Origin of the sequence: Stenotrophomonas sp. ATCM1_4 (genome assembly GCF_004348115.1) — a bacterium.
Taxonomy (GTDB): domain Bacteria; phylum Pseudomonadota; class Gammaproteobacteria; order Xanthomonadales; family Xanthomonadaceae; genus Stenotrophomonas; species Stenotrophomonas capsici.
This window is the reverse complement of the sequence record NZ_QPFB01000001.1, coordinates 2,433,002-2,454,214: the sequence shown is the minus strand read 5'-3', so window position 1 is coordinate 2,454,214 and position 21,213 is coordinate 2,433,002. Positions and strand designations below refer to the sequence as shown.

The window sequence follows — 21,213 nt, the reverse complement described above, 5'->3', positions numbered from 1 at the left end:
TTCTCAGCTGGCCAGGTCCAGCTCCATGCGTACCAGGCCCGGGGCACCGGTGGGATGGGGAACCTGCTTGAAGCCCAGCGACGCGGCCAGCTGCAGCATCGGCTCGTTGTCCTGGGCGATATCGCCGTACATGCGGTCCAGGTACTTGCCGCGTGCCCATTTGACCAGCTTGCGCATCAACTGCCGGCCCAGGCCCTGGCCGGCGAGGAAACGGCTGACCAGGATGGCGTATTCAGCATCCCGGGTGCCCGGGATGATGGTGGCGCGGGCGACGGCGCCGACCACGGCTTCACCCGGGGGCAGTGGCTCGGCCGCCACCAGCGCGATCTCCGACTTCGGATTCGGGTGGGTGAGGCGCTGGACCGTCTCGTCGGACAGGGAGTCCACCGCCTGCAGGTAGCGATCCCGCACTTCTTCCGGCCCGAACAGCGCGAATGCGCCCTGCAGCGGTGCGCCGTCTTCCGGACGGATGGGGCGGATCAACAACTCGCGACCACTGGGCGCCTTGAAATTTTCATGCCACGGGGGCATGCGATTACGGGTAGCCATGACTACGGTTCCTCCAAAGACCCGTCGATTCTGTCACCCGCCCTGCTAAGTTCTGTGAACGCGATCAACACGGCGATTCGTTCAGCTTCCGGCGGATGTCAAAAAGGCGTTATTCGGAGGCCTTGAGCCACTCCAGGCGGGTCGAGGCACCGGCCTCGCCCAGGTGCTTCTTCAACACGGGCAGGGCGGGCGCGATGATCTGGTCGAACTGCCACGGGGCGTTGACCATCAGCATGCCGCTGCCGTTCAGGCGCAGCGGGGAGTCGTCCGGGCGGACCATGAACTCGGCCAGCAGCACCGACTTGGCCGGCAGGTGGCTGGCCTTGCGGAAGAACTGCTGCAGGCTGCGGCGCTGCTTGATCGGGTACCAGACCGCGATCTGCGCCTGCGGCATGCGGGTCAGGATTTCGCGCACGGTGGCGAGGATCTGCGGGTACTCGGCGTCCTGGACCTCGTACGGCGGGTCGATCAGGACCAGGGCACGGCCGATCTTGGTGGCACCGGCCTTGGGTGGCAGGAAGGCGCGGATGCTGTCGTAGCCGTTGCCCGGGTGCACCTGCACGCGGCGGTCGTGGGCGAACAGCTCCTTCAGCGCCGCGGCGTCCTCCTTCTGCAGCTCGCAGGCGGCCATGCGGTCCTGCTCGCGCAGGGCACGGGCGGCCATCAGCGGCGAGCCGGGGTAGGAGACCAGCGCGCCGACCGGGTTGTCGGCCTGCACCGCGCGCAGGTACTGCTCGACCACCTCCGGCAGCGCGGGCAGGGCCATCAACTGCAGGATGCCGTCGTCGGCCTCGGCGGTCTTGCGGCTTTCCTCGGCCGAGAGCAGGTAGCGTCCGCGTCCGGCATGGGTGTCCAGGACGAAGAATGGGGAGTCCTTGCGCTTGAGCGCGTCGATCATCGCCAGCATGACGATGTGCTTGAGCACGTCGGCATGGTTGCCGGCGTGGAAGGCGTGGCGGTAATTCATGGGGGAAGTGTACGGGGGCGCCCGGGTGGCGGCTATGCTGGGCGCATGTCCGATCAACCTGCCCGGGTACTCGTCGTCGAAGACGAGGCCGCCATCGCCGATACCCTGTTGTATGCCCTGCGCAGCGAAGGCTACGCCGCCGAGCACTGCGCGTTGGGGCGGCAGGCCCTGGCCACGCTGCGTGCGGACGGGGCCGACGTGGTGGTGCTGGACGTGGGCCTGCCTGACCTGGGGGGCTTCGAGGTGTGCCGGGAGCTGCGTACCTTCAGCCAGGTACCGGTGATCTTCCTGACCGCGCGCAACGACGAGTTCGACCGCGTGCTGGGGCTGGAGCTGGGCGCCGACGACTACGTGACCAAGCCGTTCTCGCCGCGCGAACTGGTGGCGCGGGTGCGTGCGCGGCTGCGTCGCAGCGTGCCGGCGCCGTCCACGCCGGCCAGCGCGGGGTGGAAAGTCCACGGCGCCTTCGCCATCGACGGCGAGGGCCGGCGCATCCGTTACCGCGACACGCCGCTGGACCTGACCCGCTACGAGTACGCCCTGCTGGCGGCGCTGCTGGCCCGCCCGGGGTCCATCCTCAGCCGCAGCCAGCTGATGGAGCGCGGCTGGGACCATGCCAGCGACAGCGCCGACCGCACCATCGACACCCACGTCAAGACGCTGCGCGCCAAGCTGCGCGCGGCCGGAGCGCAGGACGACCCGATCCGCACCCACCGTGGCGTGGGCTACGCACTGGAAATCTAGATGCGGCTCGGCCTGAAACTGTTTCTGGGCTTCTTCCTGATCGTGGGCATCGCCGCGTTCTTCGTGATGCGCGTGTTCGTCAACGAGGTCAAGCCGGGGGTGCGCCAGGCGATGGAGTCCACGCTGGTGGACGCGGCCAACGTGCTGGCGGTGATCGCCGCGCCGGACCTGAAGGCCGGGCACATGGCCGACGGCGCGTTCGCCGCGCACATGGCCACCGCGCAACGGCGCGACCCGCGCGCGATGGTGTGGCGCTTCCCCAAGCGCAGCATCGATTACCGGGTGACCGTGACCGACGCCAGGGGCATCGTCATCTACGACTCGCTGGGGCAGGACGTGGGGCGCGACAATTCGCGCTGGAACGACGTCTACCTGACCTTGCGCGGTCAGTACGGCGCCCGCTCCAGTGCACGTACCCCGGGTGACGAGACCAGCACGGTGATGCACGTGGCCGCGCCGGTGTACGACCCGGCCGATGGCCGCACGCTGATCGGCGTGCTGACCCTGGCCCAGCCCAACGACACCTTCGATCCGTTCATCGCCGCCAGCCAGCGCGCCATCGTGGCGCGCGGCGCCTGGCTGATCGGGCTGTCGGCGCTGATCGGTCTGCTGATGACCTGGTGGCTGGCGCGCGGCATCGGCAGCCTGAGCCGTTATGCCAAGGCCGTCAGTGCCGGCGAGCCGGTGCCGCCGCCGCGGCGCCGCCATGACGAGATCGGCGACCTTGGGCAGGCGCTGGAAACCATGCGCCGCAAGCTCGAGGGCAAGGCCTACGTCGAGCAGTACGTGCAGTCGCTCACGCACGAGATGAAAAGCCCGCTGGCCGCCATCCGCGGGGCGGCCGAACTGCTGCAGGAACCCTTGCCCGAGGCCGAGCGCCAACGCTTCGCCGGCAACATCGTGCAGCAGGAGCGGCGCCTGACCGAGACCATCGACCAGCTGCTGCGGCTGGCCGAGGTGGAACAGCACGGTTGGTTGCAGCGGCGTACCGACGTGGACCTGGTCGCGCTGTGCCGCAGCCTGGCCGAGGACGCCGCGCCGCGGCTGCAGGCCGCGCAGCTGCAACTGGACAGCCACCTGCCCGAGCGCGCGCTGGTGCAGGGCGATGTGTTCCTGCTGCGGCAGGCACTGTCCAACCTGCTCGACAACGCCATTGCCTTCTCGCCGGCCGGTGGCCGCATCGAGCTGGCGCTGGAGCAGCAGGGGAGGGAGTGGCAGGTCCGCCTGCGTGATGCCGGCCCCGGGGTCCCGGACTACGCGCTGGAACGCGTGTTCGAGCGCTTCTATTCGCTGGCCCGGCCAGGCACCGGCCAGCGCAGTTCCGGGTTGGGGTTGCCGTTCGTGGCCGAAGTGGCGCGCCTGCATGGCGGCCAGGCCGGCCTGCGCAATGCGCCCGAAGGGGGCGCCGAGGCCCGCCTGCTGCTGCCGGCCGGCTGACTTCACACTCGCTTCAAGTTCGACACAAACCCTGCTCACCGGCAGCCCCGAAGCTGGCCCCGTTTCCACACGAGGACGGGACATGACTTCCCTCAAGCTGTTGTTGCGCTTCGCCATCGTCGGCGGCCTGGCGTTGTTGTTGTTGATTCCCCTGTTGCTGATCCGCGGCACCATCAACGAGCGCGAACGCTACCGCGACGAGGCGGTGGAGCGGGTGGCGCAGAGTTACGCCGGCGAGCAGACGCTGGTCGGCCCGGTACGGGTGCTGCCATGGACGCAGACGCGCGAGGTGGAAGTGGCCGTGGAAGGCAGCGCCCAGCGCAAGACCGAGCTGCGCACCGAGCAGGGCTATGACCTGCAGATGCCGGCACGGCTGGACGTGCAGGGCAAGCTGGAAACCGACGAGCGCCGCATCGGCCTGTTCAAGGTGCCGGTGTACCGCTGGCATGCCCAGCTCAGCGCCGAGTTCGCCGAATCCCGCTACAACGCGGTGCCGGGCCGGGTGTATGGGCGGCCCTATCTGGCACTGGGCCTGTCCGACGTGCGCGGCCTGGTCGGTACCCCGAACCTGCGCGTGGACGGCAAGTCGGTCACCCTGCAACCGGGCGCCGGCGTGATGCAGGACACCTCCAAGGGCCTGCACGCACCGTTGTCGGTGCTGGCGGACGCCAGCCAGGGCGTCCTGGCCGAAGGTGGCAAGGTGCAGCTGGAGTTCGTGCTCGGTGGCACGCGTTCGCTGTCGGTCGCGCCGATCGGCGACGACACCCGGGTGGCGTTGAACTCGCCGTGGCAGCATCCCCTGTTCGGCGGCAGCTTCCTGCCCAACGAGCGCAGCATCGACGGCAGCGGGTTCAAGGCCGAATGGGCGGTGTCCTCGCTGGCCTCGGCGGCGCAGACGCAGCTGGTCCGTGCCATCCGTGGCGAAGGTGGTAGCGTCGAGGCGTTGAACGTGGCGCTGGTGGACCCGGTGGACGTTTACACCCAGGCCGACCGCGCGACCAAGTACGGCATCCTGTTCGTGTTGCTGACCTTCGTCGGCTTTGCCCTGTTCGAGCTGATCAAGCAGCTGAAGATCCACCCGTTGCAGTACCTGCTGGTCGGCCTGGCGCTGGCGATCTTCTTCCTGCTGCTGGTCAGCCTTTCCGAGCACATTCCGTTCTGGCAGGCCTACCTGGTCTCCGCGGCGGCCTGTATCGGCCTGCAGGGCTTCTATCTCAGCGGCGTGCTGCGCAGCTGGAAGTACGCGCTGGTGTTCTCGACCATGCTGACCCTGCTGTACGGCGTGCTGTACCTGCTGCTGGCCTCGGAGACCAACTCGCTGCTGATGGGCTCGCTGCTGCTGTTCGGCATCCTGGCGGTGATCATGTGGATCACCCGCAAGATGGACTGGTACGAGCTGAGCAATCGCGCGCTGGGCAAACCGGCCGCACCGCCGACCCTGCCGTGATCGAAACGGGGTGGCGCAGGCCACCCCGTTTCCCTGGGAGTGACCGCAATGAACCGCATATCGATCCATCGTCGTGCGCAGCAGTTGCTGCCTGCCGCGATTGAAACCAGTGGGCTGCTGCAGTTCGGGATGTCGCCGGACCAGATGGCCGGCATCGTGCTGGAGAGCATCTTCGGCGGTGATGCCGGCGGCATCGTGGTCCTGCGCCTTGCCAACCGCACCGCCGCTGCCATCCAACGGCAAGGGCTGGTGTTCTTCGCGCAGGCACAGCAGGCCCGCGCCGGTCTGCCGCGGCATGCACCGGCCCGCTATGGCCATTGGCGACAGGTGCGCGGAGGAGCTGGGCAGGGCGCCGCCGGCACCAGCCCGATGTATGCCGCCACCACCTTGGATGCGCAGTCGTGGCTGGCGGTGCTGCCGGTGGAACGCCTGGTGCTGTACGGGTGGATGCATTGAGTCGCAGCCGGTGATGTTCCAGGGTGCGTTGGATAAAGCCCCTCTCCCGCGTGCGGGAGAGGGGTTGGGGAAGGGGCCGCACCCGACGCCCGCCACGCACTAGAATTCCCGCATGGAATCGCCCCTCACCCTCGCCGCATTGCGCGGACCGGAACTGCTGCCCGTGCTGGATGACGTGGCCCGCCTGCGCATCGGCGTGTTCAATGACTGGCCCTACCTCTACCAGGGCAGCCTCGACTACGAGCGTGACTACCTGGCCGCCTATGCCGCTACGCCGGATGCGGTCTGCGTGGTTGCTCGCGATGGCGACGCGGTGGTGGGCGCGTCCACCGGCCTGCCGTTGCTCGATGACGGCGCGGCCTTCCGCAAGCCATTCGAGGAAGCGGGCCTTGACCCGGCGCAGGTGTTCTATTTCGGCGAGTCGGTGCTGTTGCCGTCGTACCGGGGACGCGGCATCGGCCATGCGTTCTTCGATGCGCGCGAGGCGCATGCCCGGGCGTTGCGGCGCTTTGCGATCACGGCCTTCTGCGCGGTGGACCGTGCAGCCGATGACCCGCGGCGCCCGCCCGGGCACCGCGACAACGATGTGTTCTGGCACAAGCGCGGCTATGCCCGGCAACCCGGGATGACCCTGCAGTTGCTGTGGCACGAGGTGGGGCAGGGCGAGGTGATGCATCCATTGACGTTCTGGACCCGCACGCTGGAGCCTGTCGCATGAAGATTGCCGTTGCCCGTTACCCGGTGGGCTCGCCCGCCGACTTCGATGCCTTCGCCGCACGCCAGCGCCAGGTGCTGGGCGAGGCGGCCGCTGCCGGTACGCGTATCGCGGTGTTGCCCGAATACCTGTCGCTGGAACTGGCGGCCACTTTCCGCCGGCATATCTTCAGCGACCTGCCAGCCTCGCTGGCGGCCATCCAGCAATACCGCCCGCAATGGCTTGCGCTGTTCTCGGCACTGGCCCGCGAGTTCGACCTGCACGTGGTGGCGGGCAGCTTCCTGCTCGATACCGGCAACGGGCGCTACCGCAACCGCTGCGACTGGTTGACCCCCGATGGCCAGCACCTGTGGCAGGACAAGCTGCAGCTGACCGGGTTCGAGAAGGGCACCGGCCTGATCGATCCGGGTGACGTATTGAAGGTGTTCGAGGTGGACGGCATCCGCGTCGGCGTGGCGATCTGCTACGACAGCGAATTCCCGTTGCCGGTACGGCGCCAGTACGAGGCCGGTGCCCGCTTGCTGGTCGTGCCGAGCTGCACCGATACCGCTGCCGGCGCGACCCGGGTGCGCATCGGTTGCCTGGCACGGGCATTGGAGAACCGCATGTTCGTGGCCCAGTCGGTGACCGCCGGTCTGGCCGAATGGAGCCCGGCGCTGGACGTGAACACCGGGCAGGCGGCGATCTACGCACCGATGGACGTGGGTTTTCCGGCCGATGGCGTGCTTGCGCAGACCGCCGAAGGGCAGCTATGGGCGCTGGCGGAGCTGGATTTCGCTGCCTTCGAGGCCCGCCGCGCGCAGGCCCAGGTGGCCAACGACCGCGACTGGCCAGGCCAGTTGCAGCCGGCACTGGCCCAGGCGGTGGTGACAAACGTGCCCTGAGACCGGCGGACCATGACCATTGGCCGGCTCGGTCAGTATGGAGGGCTGGCTAGACTCGGTGCTTTGTCGTCATTTGGCCGAAGGCCGGGGGATACACGGTGATCAAGCGCGGTTTGCTGGCGTTGTGCATGGGGTTGGCGGTGGGCGCTACGGCGCAGGCAGCCGAACAGGTGGACCTGGACATGGTGGGCAAGATCCGCCAGGAGGCCTTCCACCGCTCGCAGGTGATGGACACCTTCAGTCATCTGACCGAGAGCATTGGTCCGCGCCTGACCAACTCACCGGCGATGGCCGAGGCCAACCGCTGGACCCGCGGCAAGTTCAACGAATGGGGCCTGGTGAACGTGCACGACGAGGCGTTCGACGGCTTCGGCCGTGGCTGGGAGTTCTCCTCGGCCAGCGTGGAAATGTTGTCCGAACGCGTGCAGCCGCTGCATGCGCTGCCCAAGGCCTGGACCCCGGGCACCCACGGTCCGGTCGAGGGCGAGCTGATCCAGGTCGACATCAAGAAGCTGGCCGACCTGGAGAAATACAAGGGCAAGCTGCGCGGCAAGATCCTGCTGCTGGGCGAGGCGCGCGAGTACAAGCGCGGCACCGAGCCGGACTCGCACCGCCACGATGCGACCTCGCTGGAAGGCCTGCAGGAGTTCACCATTCCCAAGAGCGCAGCCGATGACCGTGCGAAGCGGGTCAAGGAATACGGCGAGCGCCAGGAGCTGATCCGCGCCACCAATGCCTTCTTCGTCGAGGAAGGTGCGTTGGCGGCGATCAGCATCAGCGGCTGGGACAACGGCATCATCCGCGTGGCCGGTGGCGGCTCGCGCAAGGCCGGCGAGTCGGTGGGCATCCCGGAGCTGGCGATGATCGCCGAGCACTTCAATCCGCTGGTGCGTGCACTCAAGGACAATCAGGTCGTGCGCCTGCGGGTGAACGTGGATGCACGCTTCACCGATGAAGCCGACCAGCCGGGCCACAACACGCTGGCCGAGATCCGCGGCAGCAGCAAGGCCGACGAGATCGTGATGCTGGGCGCGCACATGGACTCCTGGCACACCGGCACCGGTGCGGCCGACAATGCCGCCGGCGTGGCGGTGATGATGGAGGCCATGCGCATCCTCAAGGCCGTGGGCGCCAAGCCCAAGCGCACCATCCGCGTGGCGCTGTGGAGCGGCGAGGAGCAGGGCCTGATCGGCTCGCAGGCCTATGTGGCCCAGCACTTCGCGCATTACCCGGAGCCCACCGATCCGGCGCAGAAGGCGCTGCCGGCCTCGCTGCGCGAGCCGACCGGCGCGCTGCAGAAGCTGCGTGATTACGACAAGTTCCAGGTGTACTTCAACATGGACAACGGCTCGGGCCGCTTCCGCGGCATCTACGCGCAGGAGAACATGGCGGCCATGCCGATCTTCGAGCAGTGGCTGAAGCCGTTCAACGACGTGGGCGCGACGACGGTGGTGAGCCGCAACACCGGCAGCACCGATCACATCAGCTATGACCGGGTGGGCCTGCCGGGCTTCCAGTTCGTCCAGGATCGCCTGGATTACTTCAGCAACGTCCACCACAGCCACCTGGATACGTGGGACCACGCCGAGGCCGAGGACCTGAAGCAGGCGGCGGCGATCGTGGCCTCGTTCGTGTACAACGCGGCGATGCGCGAGGAGCGTTTCCCGCGCAAGCCGTTGCTGGAGCCGTAAGCAGACCGGAACCGCTGATTGCGTCCCTTCTCCCGCTTGCGGGGGAAGGTGCCCGAAGGGCGGATGGGGGTGCTCTGCTTTGCTTTTTGGCTGGGGTAAATGCGACAGCTAGGGCAACAGCTTTCGCCCTCCTGCGGAGCGCGAGCCACCTTGACCAGCCATTCGGCTTCCGTCAACTCCGTCGCTGCGGAAGGGGGCCGGTACGTCAACGGCCAAAGCCGAAGCCGAAGCAACGGCCAAGGCACCTCTCCCCAGCCCACCCCTTGCCTTCGGCAAAAGAAGGGGGCTCAAAAACCGGGTCCTGATGGCTTTGCCGCCGTCAGCCCTGCCAGCAAGGCAGCCAGCGGGGTGAAGGGGTAAAATGGCCGGATTCCCACATCTGCGCCTGTCATGACCGTCCGCACCCGCTTTGCCCCCAGTCCCACCGGCTACCTGCACATTGGTGGCGCCCGCACCGCGCTGTACTGCTGGCTGGAGGCCCGCCACCGCGGCGGCGAGTTCGTGCTGCGCATCGAGGATACCGACCGGGAACGCAGCACCCAGGCGGCCATCGACGCCATCCTGGAGGCCATGGACTGGCTGGGCCTGGACTACAACGAGGGCCCGATCTACCAGACCGACCGGGTCGCCCGTTACAAGGAAGTGGCCGAGCAACTGATCGCCTCGGGCAAGGCCTACTACGCCTACGAGACCAAGGAAGCGCTGGACGCGATGCGCGAGGCGGCCATGGCCAAGCAGGAGAAGCCACGCTACAACGGCGCCGCGCGCGAGCTGAACCTGCCGTTCAAGGATGACCCGAACCGTGTCATCCGCTTCAAGAACCCGCTTGATGGCACGGTGGTGTTCGATGACCTGATCAAGGGCCGCATCGAGATCGCCAACAGCGAGCTCGACGACATGGTCATCTTCCGCCCGGACGGCTACCCGACCTACAACTTCGCCGTGGTCGTGGACGATTGGGACATGAACATCACCGAGGTCATCCGCGGTGACGACCACATCAACAACACTCCGCGCCAGATCAACCTGTACGAGGCCATCGGTGCCCCGGTGCCGAAGTTCGGCCACATGCCGATGATCCTGGACGAGCAGGGCGCCAAGCTGTCCAAGCGCACCGGTGCAGCCGACGTGATGCAGTACAAGGACGCCGGCTACCTGCCTGACGCGCTGCTCAGCTACCTGGCCCGTCTGGGCTGGTCGCACGGCGACCAGGAGCTGTTCAGCCGCCAGGAGCTGATCGACCTGTTCGACGTGACCAACTGCAACTCCAAGGCTTCGCGCCTGGACATGGCCAAGCTGGGTTGGGTCAACCAGCACTTCCTCAAGACCGAGGAGCCGGCTTCGATCGTGCCGCACCTGGTTTACCAGCTGGAGAAGCTGGGCCTGGACGTGAACGCCGGCCCGGCCCCGGTGGACGTGGTCATCGCGCTGCGTGAGCGCGTGCAGACGCTGAAGGAAATGGCTGAGAAGGCCGTGGTCTGGTACACCCCGCTGACCGAATACGACGAAGCCGCCGTGGCCAAGCACTTCAAGGCCGGTGCCGACGTGGCGCTGGGCAAGGCCCGTGAGCTGTTGGCGGCGCTGCCGGAGTGGACCGCCGAAGCGGTCGGGGTGGCCCTGCACGACACCGCCGCGGCGCTTGAAATCGGCATGGGCAAGGTCGCCCAGCCGCTGCGCGTGGCCATCACCGGCACCCAGGTGAGTCCTGACATTTCCCATACCGTGTACCTGGCCGGCCGCGATGAAGCCTTGAAACGCATCGACGCCGCACTCATCAAGGTTCCCAAGGCCTGATTCCCACGAGGTAGACATGACCGAATCGCACTCCTGTACTGCGCCGCACCACCACGTTGACGACGCGGCGGGCTTCATCGCGGTGGTCGAGCGGGTGTGCCGTGAGCGCGGGCTGCGGCTGACGCCGATCCGCGCCAACGTGCTGCGCCTGATCGCCGAGGCGGGCAAGCCGGTCAAGGCCTACGAACTGCTGGAATGGGTGCGTGAAGGCAAGGGCGTCGGTGCCGACGCCCCGCCCACGGTGTACCGCGCGCTGGATTTCCTGATGGCCAACGGCTTCGTGCACAAGCTGTCGTCGGTCAACTCGTTCGTGGCCTGCCACCATCCCAGCAGCAACCAGCATTCGGTGCCGTTCCTGATCTGCGACCGCTGCCACAGCGCGGTGGAGCTGGAGGACCGCGACATCGTCCGCCAGCTTGAAGCCCGCGCCAAGGAGCTGGGCTTCAAGCCGCAGGCGCAGACGCTGGAAGTGCATGGCCTGTGCGCGAACTGCGCGGGGTGAATGAGGGCGTGCAGCAGCACTGGAAAGGCCGCGCATTGCGCGGCCTTTTCTTTTGGGCGCGGTCTGTTTCGCTGACGGGAAGCGGCCTCGGCCGCGAAGCGGGAGACGCGTCGGCATGCTCGCGTGCAACTACCGGGAGCGCACCGCCTCATAGACGACCTGCCCATCCTTGATGGTCTGCAGCACGGTGATGGTATGCAGGTCGCGGTGGGCGATGGTCAGCGGGTTGCCGGACAGCACCACCAGGTCGGCGCGCTTGCCGACTTCGATCGAGCCCTTGCTGGCCTGTTCGCCGTACTGCTCGGCGGCCCACAGGGTCAGCGACTTCAATGCCTGCTCCGGCGTCACCCGCTGCCCCGGCCCCAGTACGTAGCCGCTGCGGGTGGTGCGATTGACGGTGGCGTCCAATACCCGCATCGCGTCCGGGAACACCACCGGCGCGTCATGGTGCGAGGTGAACTTCATGCCGGCATCCAGCACCCAGCGCGTGGGCGAGATGTTCTCCGCGCGTTCCGGGCCCAGTACCGAATAGCGGTGCCAGTCGCCCCAGTAGTAGGTGTGCATCGGGAACAGCGACGGGAAGATGCCCAGCCGCTGGATCTCGCCGACCTGGTCCTTGCGCAGGGTCTGGCCATGGATCAGCACCGGCAGCAGGTGGCGGTCCGGGTAGGCCGCCTCGGCGGCGGCGACGGCGTGGATGAGCTGGTCGATGGCGGCATCGCCGTTGGCATGGGCCAGCACCTGCCAGCCGTGCTGCCAGGCCTTGCCGATCAATTCATCGACCTGCGCGTCGGTATAGGCGGGGTAGCCGGCGTAGTCGGGCTTTTCGCCCTCGGGAACCTGGTAGTAGGGCTGGCTCAACCAGGCGGTCTTGCCCTGCGGCGAGCCGTCCAGGCTGATCTTCACCCCGCCGATGCGGAAGTGGTCGGTAAAGGTCGGCGCGTAATACGGGCCCTGCATGGCCGGGCTTTCCAGGGCGACGTGGATGTCCGGGTAGGCGACCACGTCGATCTTCAGCTTCCCGGCCTTGCCCGCCATCGGCAGCATCGCCAGCGTGCCTGCGTCGGTCTTGCCGTCCTGCGCGGTGGTGTAGCCGTATTTCATGTACAGCGCCTGGCCGGCTTCGAGCATCGCCATGGCCTGGTCCAGGCTCAAGGCGGGCATCAGCCTGGCCAGCGCGAGGTTGTGCGCGCTTTCTTCCAGCACGCCATCGGGAACCTGGCTGCCCGGCTCGCGGCGGATCACGCCGCCTTCAGGGTTGGGCGTGTCGGCGGTGATGCCGGCCAACTCCAGCGCCTTGCTGTTGTAGGCCCCCAGGTGCCCGGACTGGTGCATCAGGATCACCGGGATGTCGGTGGCGATGGCGTCGAGTTCGGTGCGGGTGGGGTGGCGCTTTTCCGCCAGTTGCGAGTCGTCGTAGCCGAAGCCGATCAGCACCTTGTAGCCGCCGGGGATAGTGGCCTGCGCGCGGAAGTCACGCATGATCTTCTGCAGCGCGGGGATTGAATTGCCTTCGCCGTCGGGTGCAGGCAGCAGGTTGGCCGACAGTGCCTGCAGGCCTACACCGGAGACATGCCCATGGGCATCGATGAAGCCGGGGGTCAGCGTCTGCCCGTGCAGATCCACCTGCCGTGCATCCGGGCTGAAGGCGCGCGCGGCTTTGCCGGTGCCGACGAATGCGATCCTGCCTTCACGGACGACGATGGCTTCGGCGTTGGGCTGGCGGTCGTCCATGGTGATGATGGGGCCGCCGCTGTAGAGCGTGTCCGCATGGGACGCGGCATGGACGCCGGGTGCGGCCAGTACCGCCAGTATCGAAAGGGCCAGGTTCAGGCGCATCGCAGGACTCCATTGCAGATAACTGCCGACAGCCTAACCCAGGCTTCCCGAGCAGCCTGTGAGCTGCAGGAGCGGTGTAAGCCTCGAGGCTGCTGCTTACGGTGTTTTGCAGCGTGTGATCCGGTGATGCTTGATTGCGATTGTTCGTGTGGTGGCAACATCGCCAGCTTCGCGGCTTACGCCGTTCCTACAGAAGCGCGGGTGCCGCTACGGTGTTGGCTGCTCGGGCTTTGCCGCAGTATCCACTTCGACAATGACCGACATGCCGGGCCGCAGGCGCTTGGCCAACGGTTGATCTGGATCGATGGCGATGCGGATCGGCAGACGCTGCACCACCTTGGTGAAGTTGCCGCTGGCGTTGTCAGGCTTGAGCACCGAGAACTCCGAGCCGGTCGCCGGTGCGATCTGTTCGATGTGGCCGGTGAGTTTGTGCCCCTGGAAGGCATCGACGCTGAAGGTGGCCGGCTGGCCGATGGCCATGTTCCAGGTCTGGCCTTCCTTGAAGTTGGCCACCACCCACAAAGTGTCCGGGACCAGGAACAACAACTGGCTGCCGGCGCTGACGTACTGCCCCAGGCGCACCGTGGCCTCGGAGACCTGGCCATCGCGCGGTGCCTTGATGACGGTGTTGTCCAGGTCGATCTGGGCCAGCTGCAGGGCAGCCTCGGCATTGGCGACCTTGGCCTCCAGGCCGCGACGCGCCACCTGGGTGGAGGTGAGGTTCTCCTCGGCGATGCGGATCGCCGCCTGCGACTGCGCCACGCCCGCATTGGCCGACTGCACGCTGGCGCGCAGCTTGTCGCGGTCGCTGTTGGAGACCAGCTGCTGGGCGGCGAGCTGCTCGTAGCGCTTCAGTTCGGTCTGGCTCTGCTGTTGCTGGGCGCTGCCGGCGGACAGGTTGGCCTGCGCCGAAGCGATCTGCGCGCGGTTCTGGGCCTGGCTCTGGTCGGAATTGGCCAGCTGCGCCTGGGCGTCGGCCAAGGCGGCCTGTGCCTGTTCCACCTTCTGCCGGTAGATGCGGTCGTCGATGCGAAGCAGCGGCTGGCCCTGTTTGACGAAGTCGAAGTCCTTGACCAGTACCTCGGTGACGTAGCCGTTGACCTGGGGCGCCAGCACCGTGACCTGGCCGCGCACATAGGCGTTGTCGGTATGCACGTGGCTGCTGTTGAACGGCCACAGCTGCCATGCGCGCAGGATCAGGGCCAGGCCGAGCAGGGCGATGACGATCATCACCACCACCGCGGTGCGGCTGGGGGTGGCGTACTTGGAGACCGGTGCCGGCGTGGCGGCTTCGGCGGGTGGGGTGTGCTTGCTCATCGGTGCCTCAACGGGAGGACGGCGTGGCCTTGCCGGGCCGGATCGCCTGTTTGACGCGGGGGTTGCGCAATGTCACTTCCAGCAGCAGCCAGCTCAGGAAGCAGATGGCGACCCAGCCACTGAGCGCGAACACGTCGTTGAACGCGCGCACGTTGGCTTCGCGCCTGGCGGTGGTCGCCAGCGCAGCGCTGGCCTGCGCCCGCAGTTGTACCGGGTCGGTGATGATGCGGGCGTAGGCCTGCTGCTGTTGCTGCAGGCGTTGCGCCACCTGTGGGTCGGCGGCGTCGAGCTGGCTGACCAGCGCGCTGGAGTAGACGTGTTCGCGATGCAGCTGGTAGCTGCCGAGCAGGGCCGAGCCGGCCAGCCCGGCGAAGTTCTGGGTCAGCGACAGCACCACGACGAAGGACACGATGTGGTCCAACCCGCGTGCCATCGCCTGGCGGATGCCGATCAGCATCAACGGGCCCATGAACATGCCACTGCCCACCGCCGCCAGGAACTGGCTCAGCGCGAAGTCCATCGGCCGGTCCAGGCTGGTGCGGTGCTGGTCGAGGAAGGCGGCGCTGCCGAGCAGGATGATCGAGGCCAGCAACTGCGGGATCAGTGCCTTGGGGCCGAAGGTCAGCGCGCCGACCGCGATGCCGACCAGCACGCCGCACAGGATCACCGCGAACAACGGCGCCATCTGGTCCGGCCCCATGCCCAGCGTGCGCAGCATGTTGATCACGCCGTAGTTCTGCTCGTTGGTGAGGAAGCGGATCAGGAACGCACCGGCGATGAAACGCAGCATGGTCGGGCCCATCAGCCAGCGCACCTGCAGCAGCGGGTTGCGGCGCTGGTGTTCCAGGCACAACCCGGTGGTGATCAGTACCACCGACGCGGCCAGTGCCCAGCCCAGCCAGGGCGTGTCGAACCACCAGCGCACGAAGCCCTGGTTGAGCACGATCACCAGCAGCGCCAGGCCGGGGGCGATCAGCGCGAAGGTCAGGAAGTCGGCTGGCTCGAACACCTTGATCTGGATGCCCGGCGGCAGCTTCAGCACCACGATGGCGGCGAACGAACACAGTGCCAACCCGGCTTCGAACAGGTACAGGTTCTGCCATTCGCCATGGTCGAGCAGGCCGGGCGAAAGCAGCCAGGCCAACGGCGTGGCCAGCATCGACAGGCTCATGCCGACCACCAGCATCTGCCCCACGTATTTGCGTGGCAGCGCCTGCAGCATGTACAGCGTGCCCAGCGTGGTGCAGGCAGCGCCGGCGAAGCCGCTGCCGGCACGCACCAGCAAGGTGGTGGTGAGGTTGCCGACGAACAGGTGCAGCACCGCCAGCGCGGCGTACACGCCCAGGCCGATCTCGGCGAACAGGCGGATGCCGTATTCCTGGCGGAACTTGAATACCAGCAGGTTGGCGCTGACGTTGACCATCATGTACGCGGCCACCAGCCAGTTCGCCTCGGTGGCCTGCAGGCCCATCTGGCCGGTTATCCACGGCAGGTTGGCGGTGATCAGCGCGTTGCCCAGGCCGCCGGTGACGGCGACCAGTACCGCCACCGCCGCATAGGCGGCACGTCGGTGCGGCGGGTGCCATGGCATCGAGGCACCACCGGGCAAGGTGGGCTTCTCGTGGTCCTCCCAGTCCGGGATCGGCTTCAGGGGCGTGAGCGTGGTCATGGCGTGGTGGCCAGCCCGGGCAGCAGCAGTTCGAGTGCGCGCTTGGCCAGCACCGCACGTTCGTCGCGGTCACGGCCGCGCAGGGCGGCGCCGAGCATGCTGGAGATCAGTGAGATGTCGCGCAGCTGCATGTCCGCGCGGCACAAGCCGGCGGCCTTGGCGCGCTCCAGGGCGGGCTCCATCAGCGCCAGCACGTGCTGGCGGGCATCGCGCACCTGCGGATCATCCTGGTCCACCGCACGCCAGTAGTCGGCCAGCGCCGGCGACTGCACGATGCGCCCGGCCATGCCGGCCAGCAGTTCGAACAGGGCGTCGTCGCGCGCACCGAGTTCGGCGATATGGGCCTGGAGCTGGGCCACCGAGCGCTCCAGCATGGCGCTGATCAGCGCGGCGCGGTCCGGGAAGTTGCGGTACAGCGTGGCGCGGCCGACGCCGGCCCGCTCGACCACCAGGTCCAACGGGGCGGTGATGCCATGCTCGCCGAACACGGCGTCGGCAGCGTCCAACAGCAGGGCGCGACGAGCGGCAGCGTCGGAACGTAAGGAGGGCATGTCGATCATGATCCGGACAAAAATGTCCGATTTCAATCGACGCGATGTGAAACCCGCTGTCCCGGTTCTGGGCGATTCAGCTCGCGGCCAGCGCCGCCGGACGCGGGGCCTGCTCGCGGATCGGCAGGTTGACCAGCGCGGCCAGTGCCGCCAGCACCATGTCGCCGTACCACATCCAGCTGTAGTCGCCGCCATGCTCCAGTGCGACGCCGCCCAGCCAGGCGCCGAAGAAGCCGCCGATCTGGTGCGAGAGCAGGGTGAGGCCGAACAGCGTGCCCATGTGGCGCGGCCCGAACAGCTTGCCGACCAGGCCCGCGGTAGGCGGCACCGTCGCCAGCCAGGTGAAGCCCAGCGCGGCGGAGAACAGGTAGAAGGTGGTGGGTGTCGGCGGCGACAGCAGGTAGACCATGATCAGCACCGCACGGCTGAGGTACATCCAGAACAGCAGCCACTTCATGCGGAAGCGTTCGCCCAGCACGCCGATGATCAGGCTGCCGGCGACGTTGAACAGACCGATCAGCGCCAGCGAGATCGACGAGACGGTTGGCGACAGGCCGCACAGGGCGATCTCGCCGGGCAGGTGGGTGACCAGGAAGGCGATGTGCACGCCGCAGGTGAAGAACCCCAGGTGCAGGCACCAGTAGCTGCGGTCGCGCAGCGCCCGGCGCAGCTGCACGCCCAGCGCCTCGCCGTCGGCGCCGCCTTCCACCCGCGGTGCGCGCTGGCGCAGTGGCCAGGCCAGTGGCAGGGACACCAGCACGATGGCCGCCAGCGCGTACAGCGTGCGCACCCAGCCGAAGGCGGTGAGCAGCATCTGTACCAGCGGCGCGAACAGGAACTGGCCGAGCGAGCCGCCGGCGTTGATGATGCCGGCGGCCATCGAGCGCCGGGCAGGCGGGATGCGCCAGCTGCTGGCGCCGATCAGCACCGAGAAGCTGCCGGCACCGGCACCGGCGGCAAGCAGCAGGCCGAAGCTCAGGTTCAGGCCCCAGGCGGTCGGCACCCACGTGGCCAGCGCCAGGCCGGCAGCCAGCAGCAGGCCACCGCCGACCAGTACAGGCAGGGGGCCACGCTGGTCGGCCAGCGCGCCGAACACCGGCTGCACTGCGCCCCAGACGAGTTGTCCGATGGCCAGCGAGAAGCTGATCTGGGCGATGCCCAGGCCAGTGGAGACGTGGATCGGATCGATCAACAGGCCGCTGGTCTGGCGCACGCCCATGGTCACCATCAGCAGGGCCGAGGCGACCAGCAGGATGCCCCAGGGCGTGCGTTGCAGGGGCGTGGCGCTCATGCGCGGCTCTCCGGCTCGAGCGCGCGGGCGAGTGCTTCGAGCTGCTGGTTGAGCTGGGACGTGGCCGCGTTGCCGAAACGCGACTGGACGTCATCCTGCGCCTGCTGCCACAGCGGAAGTGCTTTGTGCAGGCGACGCATGCCGGCGGCGGTGGTGAGGACCTGGCGCTGGCGGGGATCGGCCTTGCCCGGTCGGGTCTGCACCAGTCCCGCCTCGATCAGCGGCTTGAGGTTGCGGGTGAGGGTGGTGCGGTCCATGCCCAGGGCGTCGGCCAGTTCCCCCAGCGGACGCGGGTCCCGCGCGCGGCGCAGGATCGAATAGGCGTTGAGGCTGAGCTCTGCGGCGGCCAGGTGCTGGTCGTAGAGCTGGCTCACCCGGCGCGCGGCACGGCGCAGCTGGAAGCAGGTGCAGGGGCGGGTGGCGTCCATCGCGGGATCCGGGGAATCGGTGGACGCGATTATAGGTGCATATGCACCTATATCGGGGCGCGGTGGGATGGAACGCTGCGGTGCTGTGCTGGCCCTTGGATGGGAAGGCAGGTGCCGGGCATGCCCCGGCACCTGCCTGTCTGGGCTCAGAACCAGGCGCGGATGCCGAAGGCGACGCCACGGCCGGGCAACGGCGAGTAGTCACGCAGCAGCGAGGTGTGCGGGCGTGCTTCGCGGTTGGTCAGGTTGCTGCCATCCAGGAACACCTCGTAGCTGTTGCTGGCGTTGCGGTCCCAGCGGTAGGCGAAGTGTGCATCCACCAGCGTGTAGCCGGCACTGGGTTCCTCGTTCTGCGCGACATCCTTCTGGCTGCCGTAACGCACCGCCCCCACCGAGGCACGCCAGCCGTCGCGCGACCAGCGCAGGTCGGCGCCGAAGCGGGTCGGCGAGATGCGCGGCAGGTAGCCGCTGTTGGCCAGGTCCACGGTGTAGTTGTGGTTGTGGTCGCCGTGCGGGACGGCGATGTCGACCCGGCGGCTGCCGCTGCCATCCAGTTCGGCCTTCACGTAGTCGCCGAACAGGCGCAGGTCCCAGTCACCGCTGTCGCCTTCGAACATGTGCACGGTGGCCTCAGCCTCGGCGCCCTTGAAGGTGGCGTCCTGCTGGGTCCACTGGCGCACCGGCAGCGATTCGGTCACGCCGGTGTCGGCCAGGTAGATGAAGTCCTTGAACCTGGTCTGGTAGATCGATGCGGTGAAGTCCAGGCGGTCGGTGTGGGTGTGGATGCCCAGTTCCGCACGCTGCCCGCGCTCGGTCTTCAGGTTGGCATCGCCCAGTTCCAGCGAGCGGGTGGCGATGTGTGCACCGGCGGCATAGAGCTCTTCGTTGGTCGGCGCGCGCTCGGAGCTGTCCAGGCCGAAGCGCAGGTCCACCGCATCATTGAGCTTCCAGATGCCGGAGGCCGACAGGTTGGTCGCGTCGAAGGTGCGTGGGCGATAGCCGTCGGCCGGGTCGAGCTTGACCTGGTCATGGCGGCCGCCCAGTTCCAGCTTGAACGGGCCGAACTGCTTTTCCTGCAGCACGAACAGGCCCAGGCTCCGGGTGCCGGTGTCCGGCACGAAGGCTTCCTCGCCCTTGGCGCCGAAGTCACCGTTGCTGAACTGCAGGCCGAAGGCGCCGTCCCAGCCGGCGATGGGCTGCTGCACCGCTTCCAGTCGGCCTTCGATGCCGCGGTTGGTGAAGCGGGTGGACGGCGTGCCGGCTTCCAGCTCGGTGTGCTCGTAGTCGGTGTAACCGATGCGCAGGTTGATGTTCTTCAGGAACGCGGTCGGGTCGTAGATGCCGGCCTTGGTATCGAAGCGGTTCTGCACCATGTCGATGCGGACATCATGCTCGCCGCCTTCTTCCTCGTGGTCGTGGTCATGGTCGTCGTGGTCATGGCCATGGTCATCGTCGGCGTGCACGTGCGCGCCGTTGGGGATGCCGTAGTTGGTGCGGTAGGTGCCGGCCGACACGCCGAAGTAGCCGCCTTCGCCCAGCCAGGTTGCGCCGACGCCACCGGCGCGGGTGCGGATGGAACTGTTGTCCAGGGTGCCACGGCGCGGTGCATCGGCTTCGTCGTGGTCGTGCCCGTCGTGTTCCTCCAGGCCATCGATGACGGCATAGCCCGGGATCCGGTAGTCGTCGCCGTTGCGGACCAGGCCGTCGACATGCAGCACCCAGTTGCCGTTCACGCCATCGAGCCGGAACATGCCGCTGCGCTCGTCATTGACCGAATTGCCGCGCAGCTCGGCGCGACCGCTGAGCGGGCGGTCCGGCAGTTCGCTGGCGATGCGGCCATCGACCACGTTCACCGCGCCACCGATCGCGCCGCTGCCGAACAGCAGCGTGGCCGGGCCCTTGAGCACCTCGATCTGGTCGGCCAGGAACGGCTCGATGCTGGTGGCGTGGTCGGCGCTGACGGTGGAGGCATCCATGTTGCCGACGCCGTTGGACAGCACCTGCACGCGCGGGCCTTCCTGGCCGCGGATGATCGGGCGGCCCACGCCGGGGCCGAAGAAGGTGCTCTGCACGCCGGGCAGCTTGCCGACGGTATCGCCGAGCGTGCCGGACTTCTGCTCGTCCAGGCGTTCACCGGCCAGCACGTCGACCGGGCGCGCCAGCGAGTCGGCCGAACCCTGCAACGGCGATGCGGTGACCTTGACCGCCGACAACTCGGTCAGGTTGTGGCTTTGGGGGCCGGCGTCATTGTCGGCGGCGTAGGCGGCCGAAGGCAGCAGGCTGGCCAGGGCCAGGCTGAGCAGGTGGCGGCGGAGGGGGCGTTGGGAGATAGGCATGGTGGCGATGTCTCTTTTGTTACTGTGTATCAACTGAGGGGCGTGGGAAACCCACGGCGATGGGGGAGGTGATCGAAGGCTTGGACTGGCGGGCTGACGATTATGTTATATTATTCCATAACGATTCGCCGACCCTGCTGAAAGTCATGCCCCTGCCTGCCGCGTTACGTCAGTACCTGGACCGCTTCGGAGCCACCGGTTCGCTGTTGTGCGCAGTGCATTGCGCGGTGTTGCCGGCCCTGCTGGCGATCGCGCCGTCGCTGGGGCTGTCGTTCTGGCTGAGCGACAGCGTCGAGCTGACCGTGGTGATCTTCGTCACCGTGCTGGGCCTGGCCAGCCTGCTGTGGGGCTATTACCGGCACCGCGCGCTGCGCGCGTTGGCGGTGCTGGTCCCCGGGCTGGTGCTGCTGTGGGCCGGGCTGCTGCATGCCGAGCTGCATCATTCGCAGGTGCCGCATGCCATCGTGATGACGCTTGGCGGCGCCCTGGTGGCCTTGGCGCACCTGCTGAACCTGCGCTTGAACCATCACCACGTGCACGATGCCAGCTGCGCACATTGAATCACGCATGCTAGGCTCTCATCTCAGGCGCAGGTG

General features: G+C 67.7%; 19 protein-coding genes. 10 read left to right on the top strand and 9 right to left on the bottom strand.

Going from position 1 to position 21,213, the window contains the following annotated elements; translation table 11 throughout:
- Positions 1 to 3 precede the first annotated feature (3 nt).
- Entirely contained in the window at positions 4 to 549 is a 546-nt protein-coding gene (locus ATCM_RS11265) for a GNAT family N-acetyltransferase (RefSeq protein WP_132864617.1), read from the bottom strand.
- A gap of 109 nt (positions 550 to 658) precedes the next feature.
- Positions 659 to 1,516, bottom strand: coding sequence for a 23S rRNA (adenine(2030)-N(6))-methyltransferase RlmJ (rlmJ, locus tag ATCM_RS11260; protein WP_132864616.1), 858 nt, complete (start codon positions 1,514 to 1,516; stop codon positions 659 to 661).
- A 45-nt stretch (positions 1,517 to 1,561) separates the two neighbouring features.
- Here rlmJ and creB point away from each other — a divergent pair, with 45 nt between their 5' ends.
- The 9 genes from creB to ATCM_RS11215 all read left to right on the top strand — a co-directional run bounded on the left by creB (position 1,562) and on the right by ATCM_RS11215 (position 11,186).
- Complete coding sequence (creB, locus tag ATCM_RS11255; RefSeq protein WP_132864615.1) at positions 1,562 to 2,260, top strand: two-component system response regulator CreB; 699 nt, start codon at positions 1,562 to 1,564, stop codon at positions 2,258 to 2,260.
- Positions 2,261 to 3,697 (top strand): two-component system sensor histidine kinase CreC, encoded by a 1,437-nt coding sequence (gene creC, locus ATCM_RS11250; RefSeq protein WP_132864614.1) that lies wholly within the window; start codon positions 2,261 to 2,263, stop codon positions 3,695 to 3,697. It abuts the gene before it with no gap.
- Between the two features lie 82 nt (positions 3,698 to 3,779).
- Entirely contained in the window at positions 3,780 to 5,144 is a 1,365-nt protein-coding gene (gene creD, locus ATCM_RS11245) for a cell envelope integrity protein CreD (RefSeq protein ID WP_132864613.1), read from the top strand.
- A 48-nt stretch (positions 5,145 to 5,192) separates the two neighbouring features.
- Positions 5,193 to 5,600: a hypothetical protein gene (locus tag ATCM_RS11240; protein ID WP_132864612.1), complete on the top strand. Its 408-nt coding sequence runs from the start codon at positions 5,193 to 5,195 to the stop codon at positions 5,598 to 5,600.
- Positions 5,601 to 5,712: 112 nt separating this feature from the next.
- Positions 5,713 to 6,318: a GNAT family N-acetyltransferase gene (locus tag ATCM_RS11235; protein WP_132864611.1), complete on the top strand. Its 606-nt coding sequence runs from the start codon at positions 5,713 to 5,715 to the stop codon at positions 6,316 to 6,318.
- On the top strand, positions 6,315 to 7,199 hold the full coding sequence (locus tag ATCM_RS11230) for a carbon-nitrogen hydrolase family protein (RefSeq protein WP_132864610.1): 885 nt from the start codon (positions 6,315 to 6,317) through the stop codon (positions 7,197 to 7,199). The genes ATCM_RS11235 and ATCM_RS11230 overlap by 4 nt, the downstream gene beginning before the upstream one ends.
- Positions 7,200 to 7,297: 98 nt before the next feature.
- Positions 7,298 to 8,890: a M20/M25/M40 family metallo-hydrolase gene (locus ATCM_RS11225; protein WP_132864609.1), complete on the top strand. Its 1,593-nt coding sequence runs from the start codon at positions 7,298 to 7,300 to the stop codon at positions 8,888 to 8,890.
- A gap of 390 nt (positions 8,891 to 9,280) precedes the next feature.
- On the top strand, positions 9,281 to 10,684 hold the full coding sequence (gene gltX, locus ATCM_RS11220) for a glutamate--tRNA ligase (protein WP_132864608.1): 1,404 nt from the start codon (positions 9,281 to 9,283) through the stop codon (positions 10,682 to 10,684).
- Between the two features lie 16 nt (positions 10,685 to 10,700).
- Positions 10,701 to 11,186, top strand: coding sequence for a Fur family transcriptional regulator (locus ATCM_RS11215; RefSeq protein WP_132864607.1), 486 nt, complete (start codon positions 10,701 to 10,703; stop codon positions 11,184 to 11,186).
- Positions 11,187 to 11,315: 129 nt separating this feature from the next.
- On the opposite strand, the gene ATCM_RS11210 is transcribed toward ATCM_RS11215, so the two are convergent.
- The 7 genes from ATCM_RS11210 to ATCM_RS11180 form a co-directional block, all read right to left on the bottom strand.
- Positions 11,316 to 13,025 (bottom strand): amidohydrolase, encoded by a 1,710-nt coding sequence (locus tag ATCM_RS11210; protein ID WP_132864606.1) that lies wholly within the window; start codon positions 13,023 to 13,025, stop codon positions 11,316 to 11,318.
- A 207-nt stretch (positions 13,026 to 13,232) separates the two neighbouring features.
- Complete coding sequence (locus tag ATCM_RS11205; protein WP_132864605.1) at positions 13,233 to 14,342, bottom strand: HlyD family secretion protein; 1,110 nt, start codon at positions 14,340 to 14,342, stop codon at positions 13,233 to 13,235.
- Between the two features lie 7 nt (positions 14,343 to 14,349).
- On the bottom strand, positions 14,350 to 16,011 hold the full coding sequence (locus ATCM_RS11200; protein WP_132864604.1) for an MFS transporter: 1,662 nt from the start codon (positions 16,009 to 16,011) through the stop codon (positions 14,350 to 14,352).
- Entirely contained in the window at positions 16,008 to 16,562 is a 555-nt protein-coding gene (locus tag ATCM_RS11195; RefSeq protein ID WP_132864603.1) for a TetR/AcrR family transcriptional regulator, read from the bottom strand. Before ATCM_RS11195 ends, ATCM_RS11200 begins: the two co-directional genes overlap by 4 nt.
- Before the next feature lie 76 nt (positions 16,563 to 16,638).
- A complete protein-coding gene (locus ATCM_RS11190) occupies positions 16,639 to 17,853 on the bottom strand; it encodes an MFS transporter (protein ID WP_132864602.1) in 1,215 nt (404 codons plus the stop codon).
- Entirely contained in the window at positions 17,850 to 18,281 is a 432-nt protein-coding gene (locus ATCM_RS11185; RefSeq protein WP_132864601.1) for a MarR family winged helix-turn-helix transcriptional regulator, read from the bottom strand. The genes ATCM_RS11190 and ATCM_RS11185 overlap by 4 nt, the downstream gene beginning before the upstream one ends.
- A gap of 146 nt (positions 18,282 to 18,427) precedes the next feature.
- Positions 18,428 to 20,617: a TonB-dependent receptor gene (locus tag ATCM_RS11180; RefSeq protein WP_132864600.1), complete on the bottom strand. Its 2,190-nt coding sequence runs from the start codon at positions 20,615 to 20,617 to the stop codon at positions 18,428 to 18,430.
- 146 nt (positions 20,618 to 20,763) lie between these two features.
- Between ATCM_RS11180 and ATCM_RS11175 the strand changes: the two genes are divergently transcribed.
- Positions 20,764 to 21,177 (top strand): MerC domain-containing protein, encoded by a 414-nt coding sequence (locus ATCM_RS11175; protein WP_132864599.1) that lies wholly within the window; start codon positions 20,764 to 20,766, stop codon positions 21,175 to 21,177.
- Positions 21,178 to 21,213: the final 36 nt, after the last annotated feature.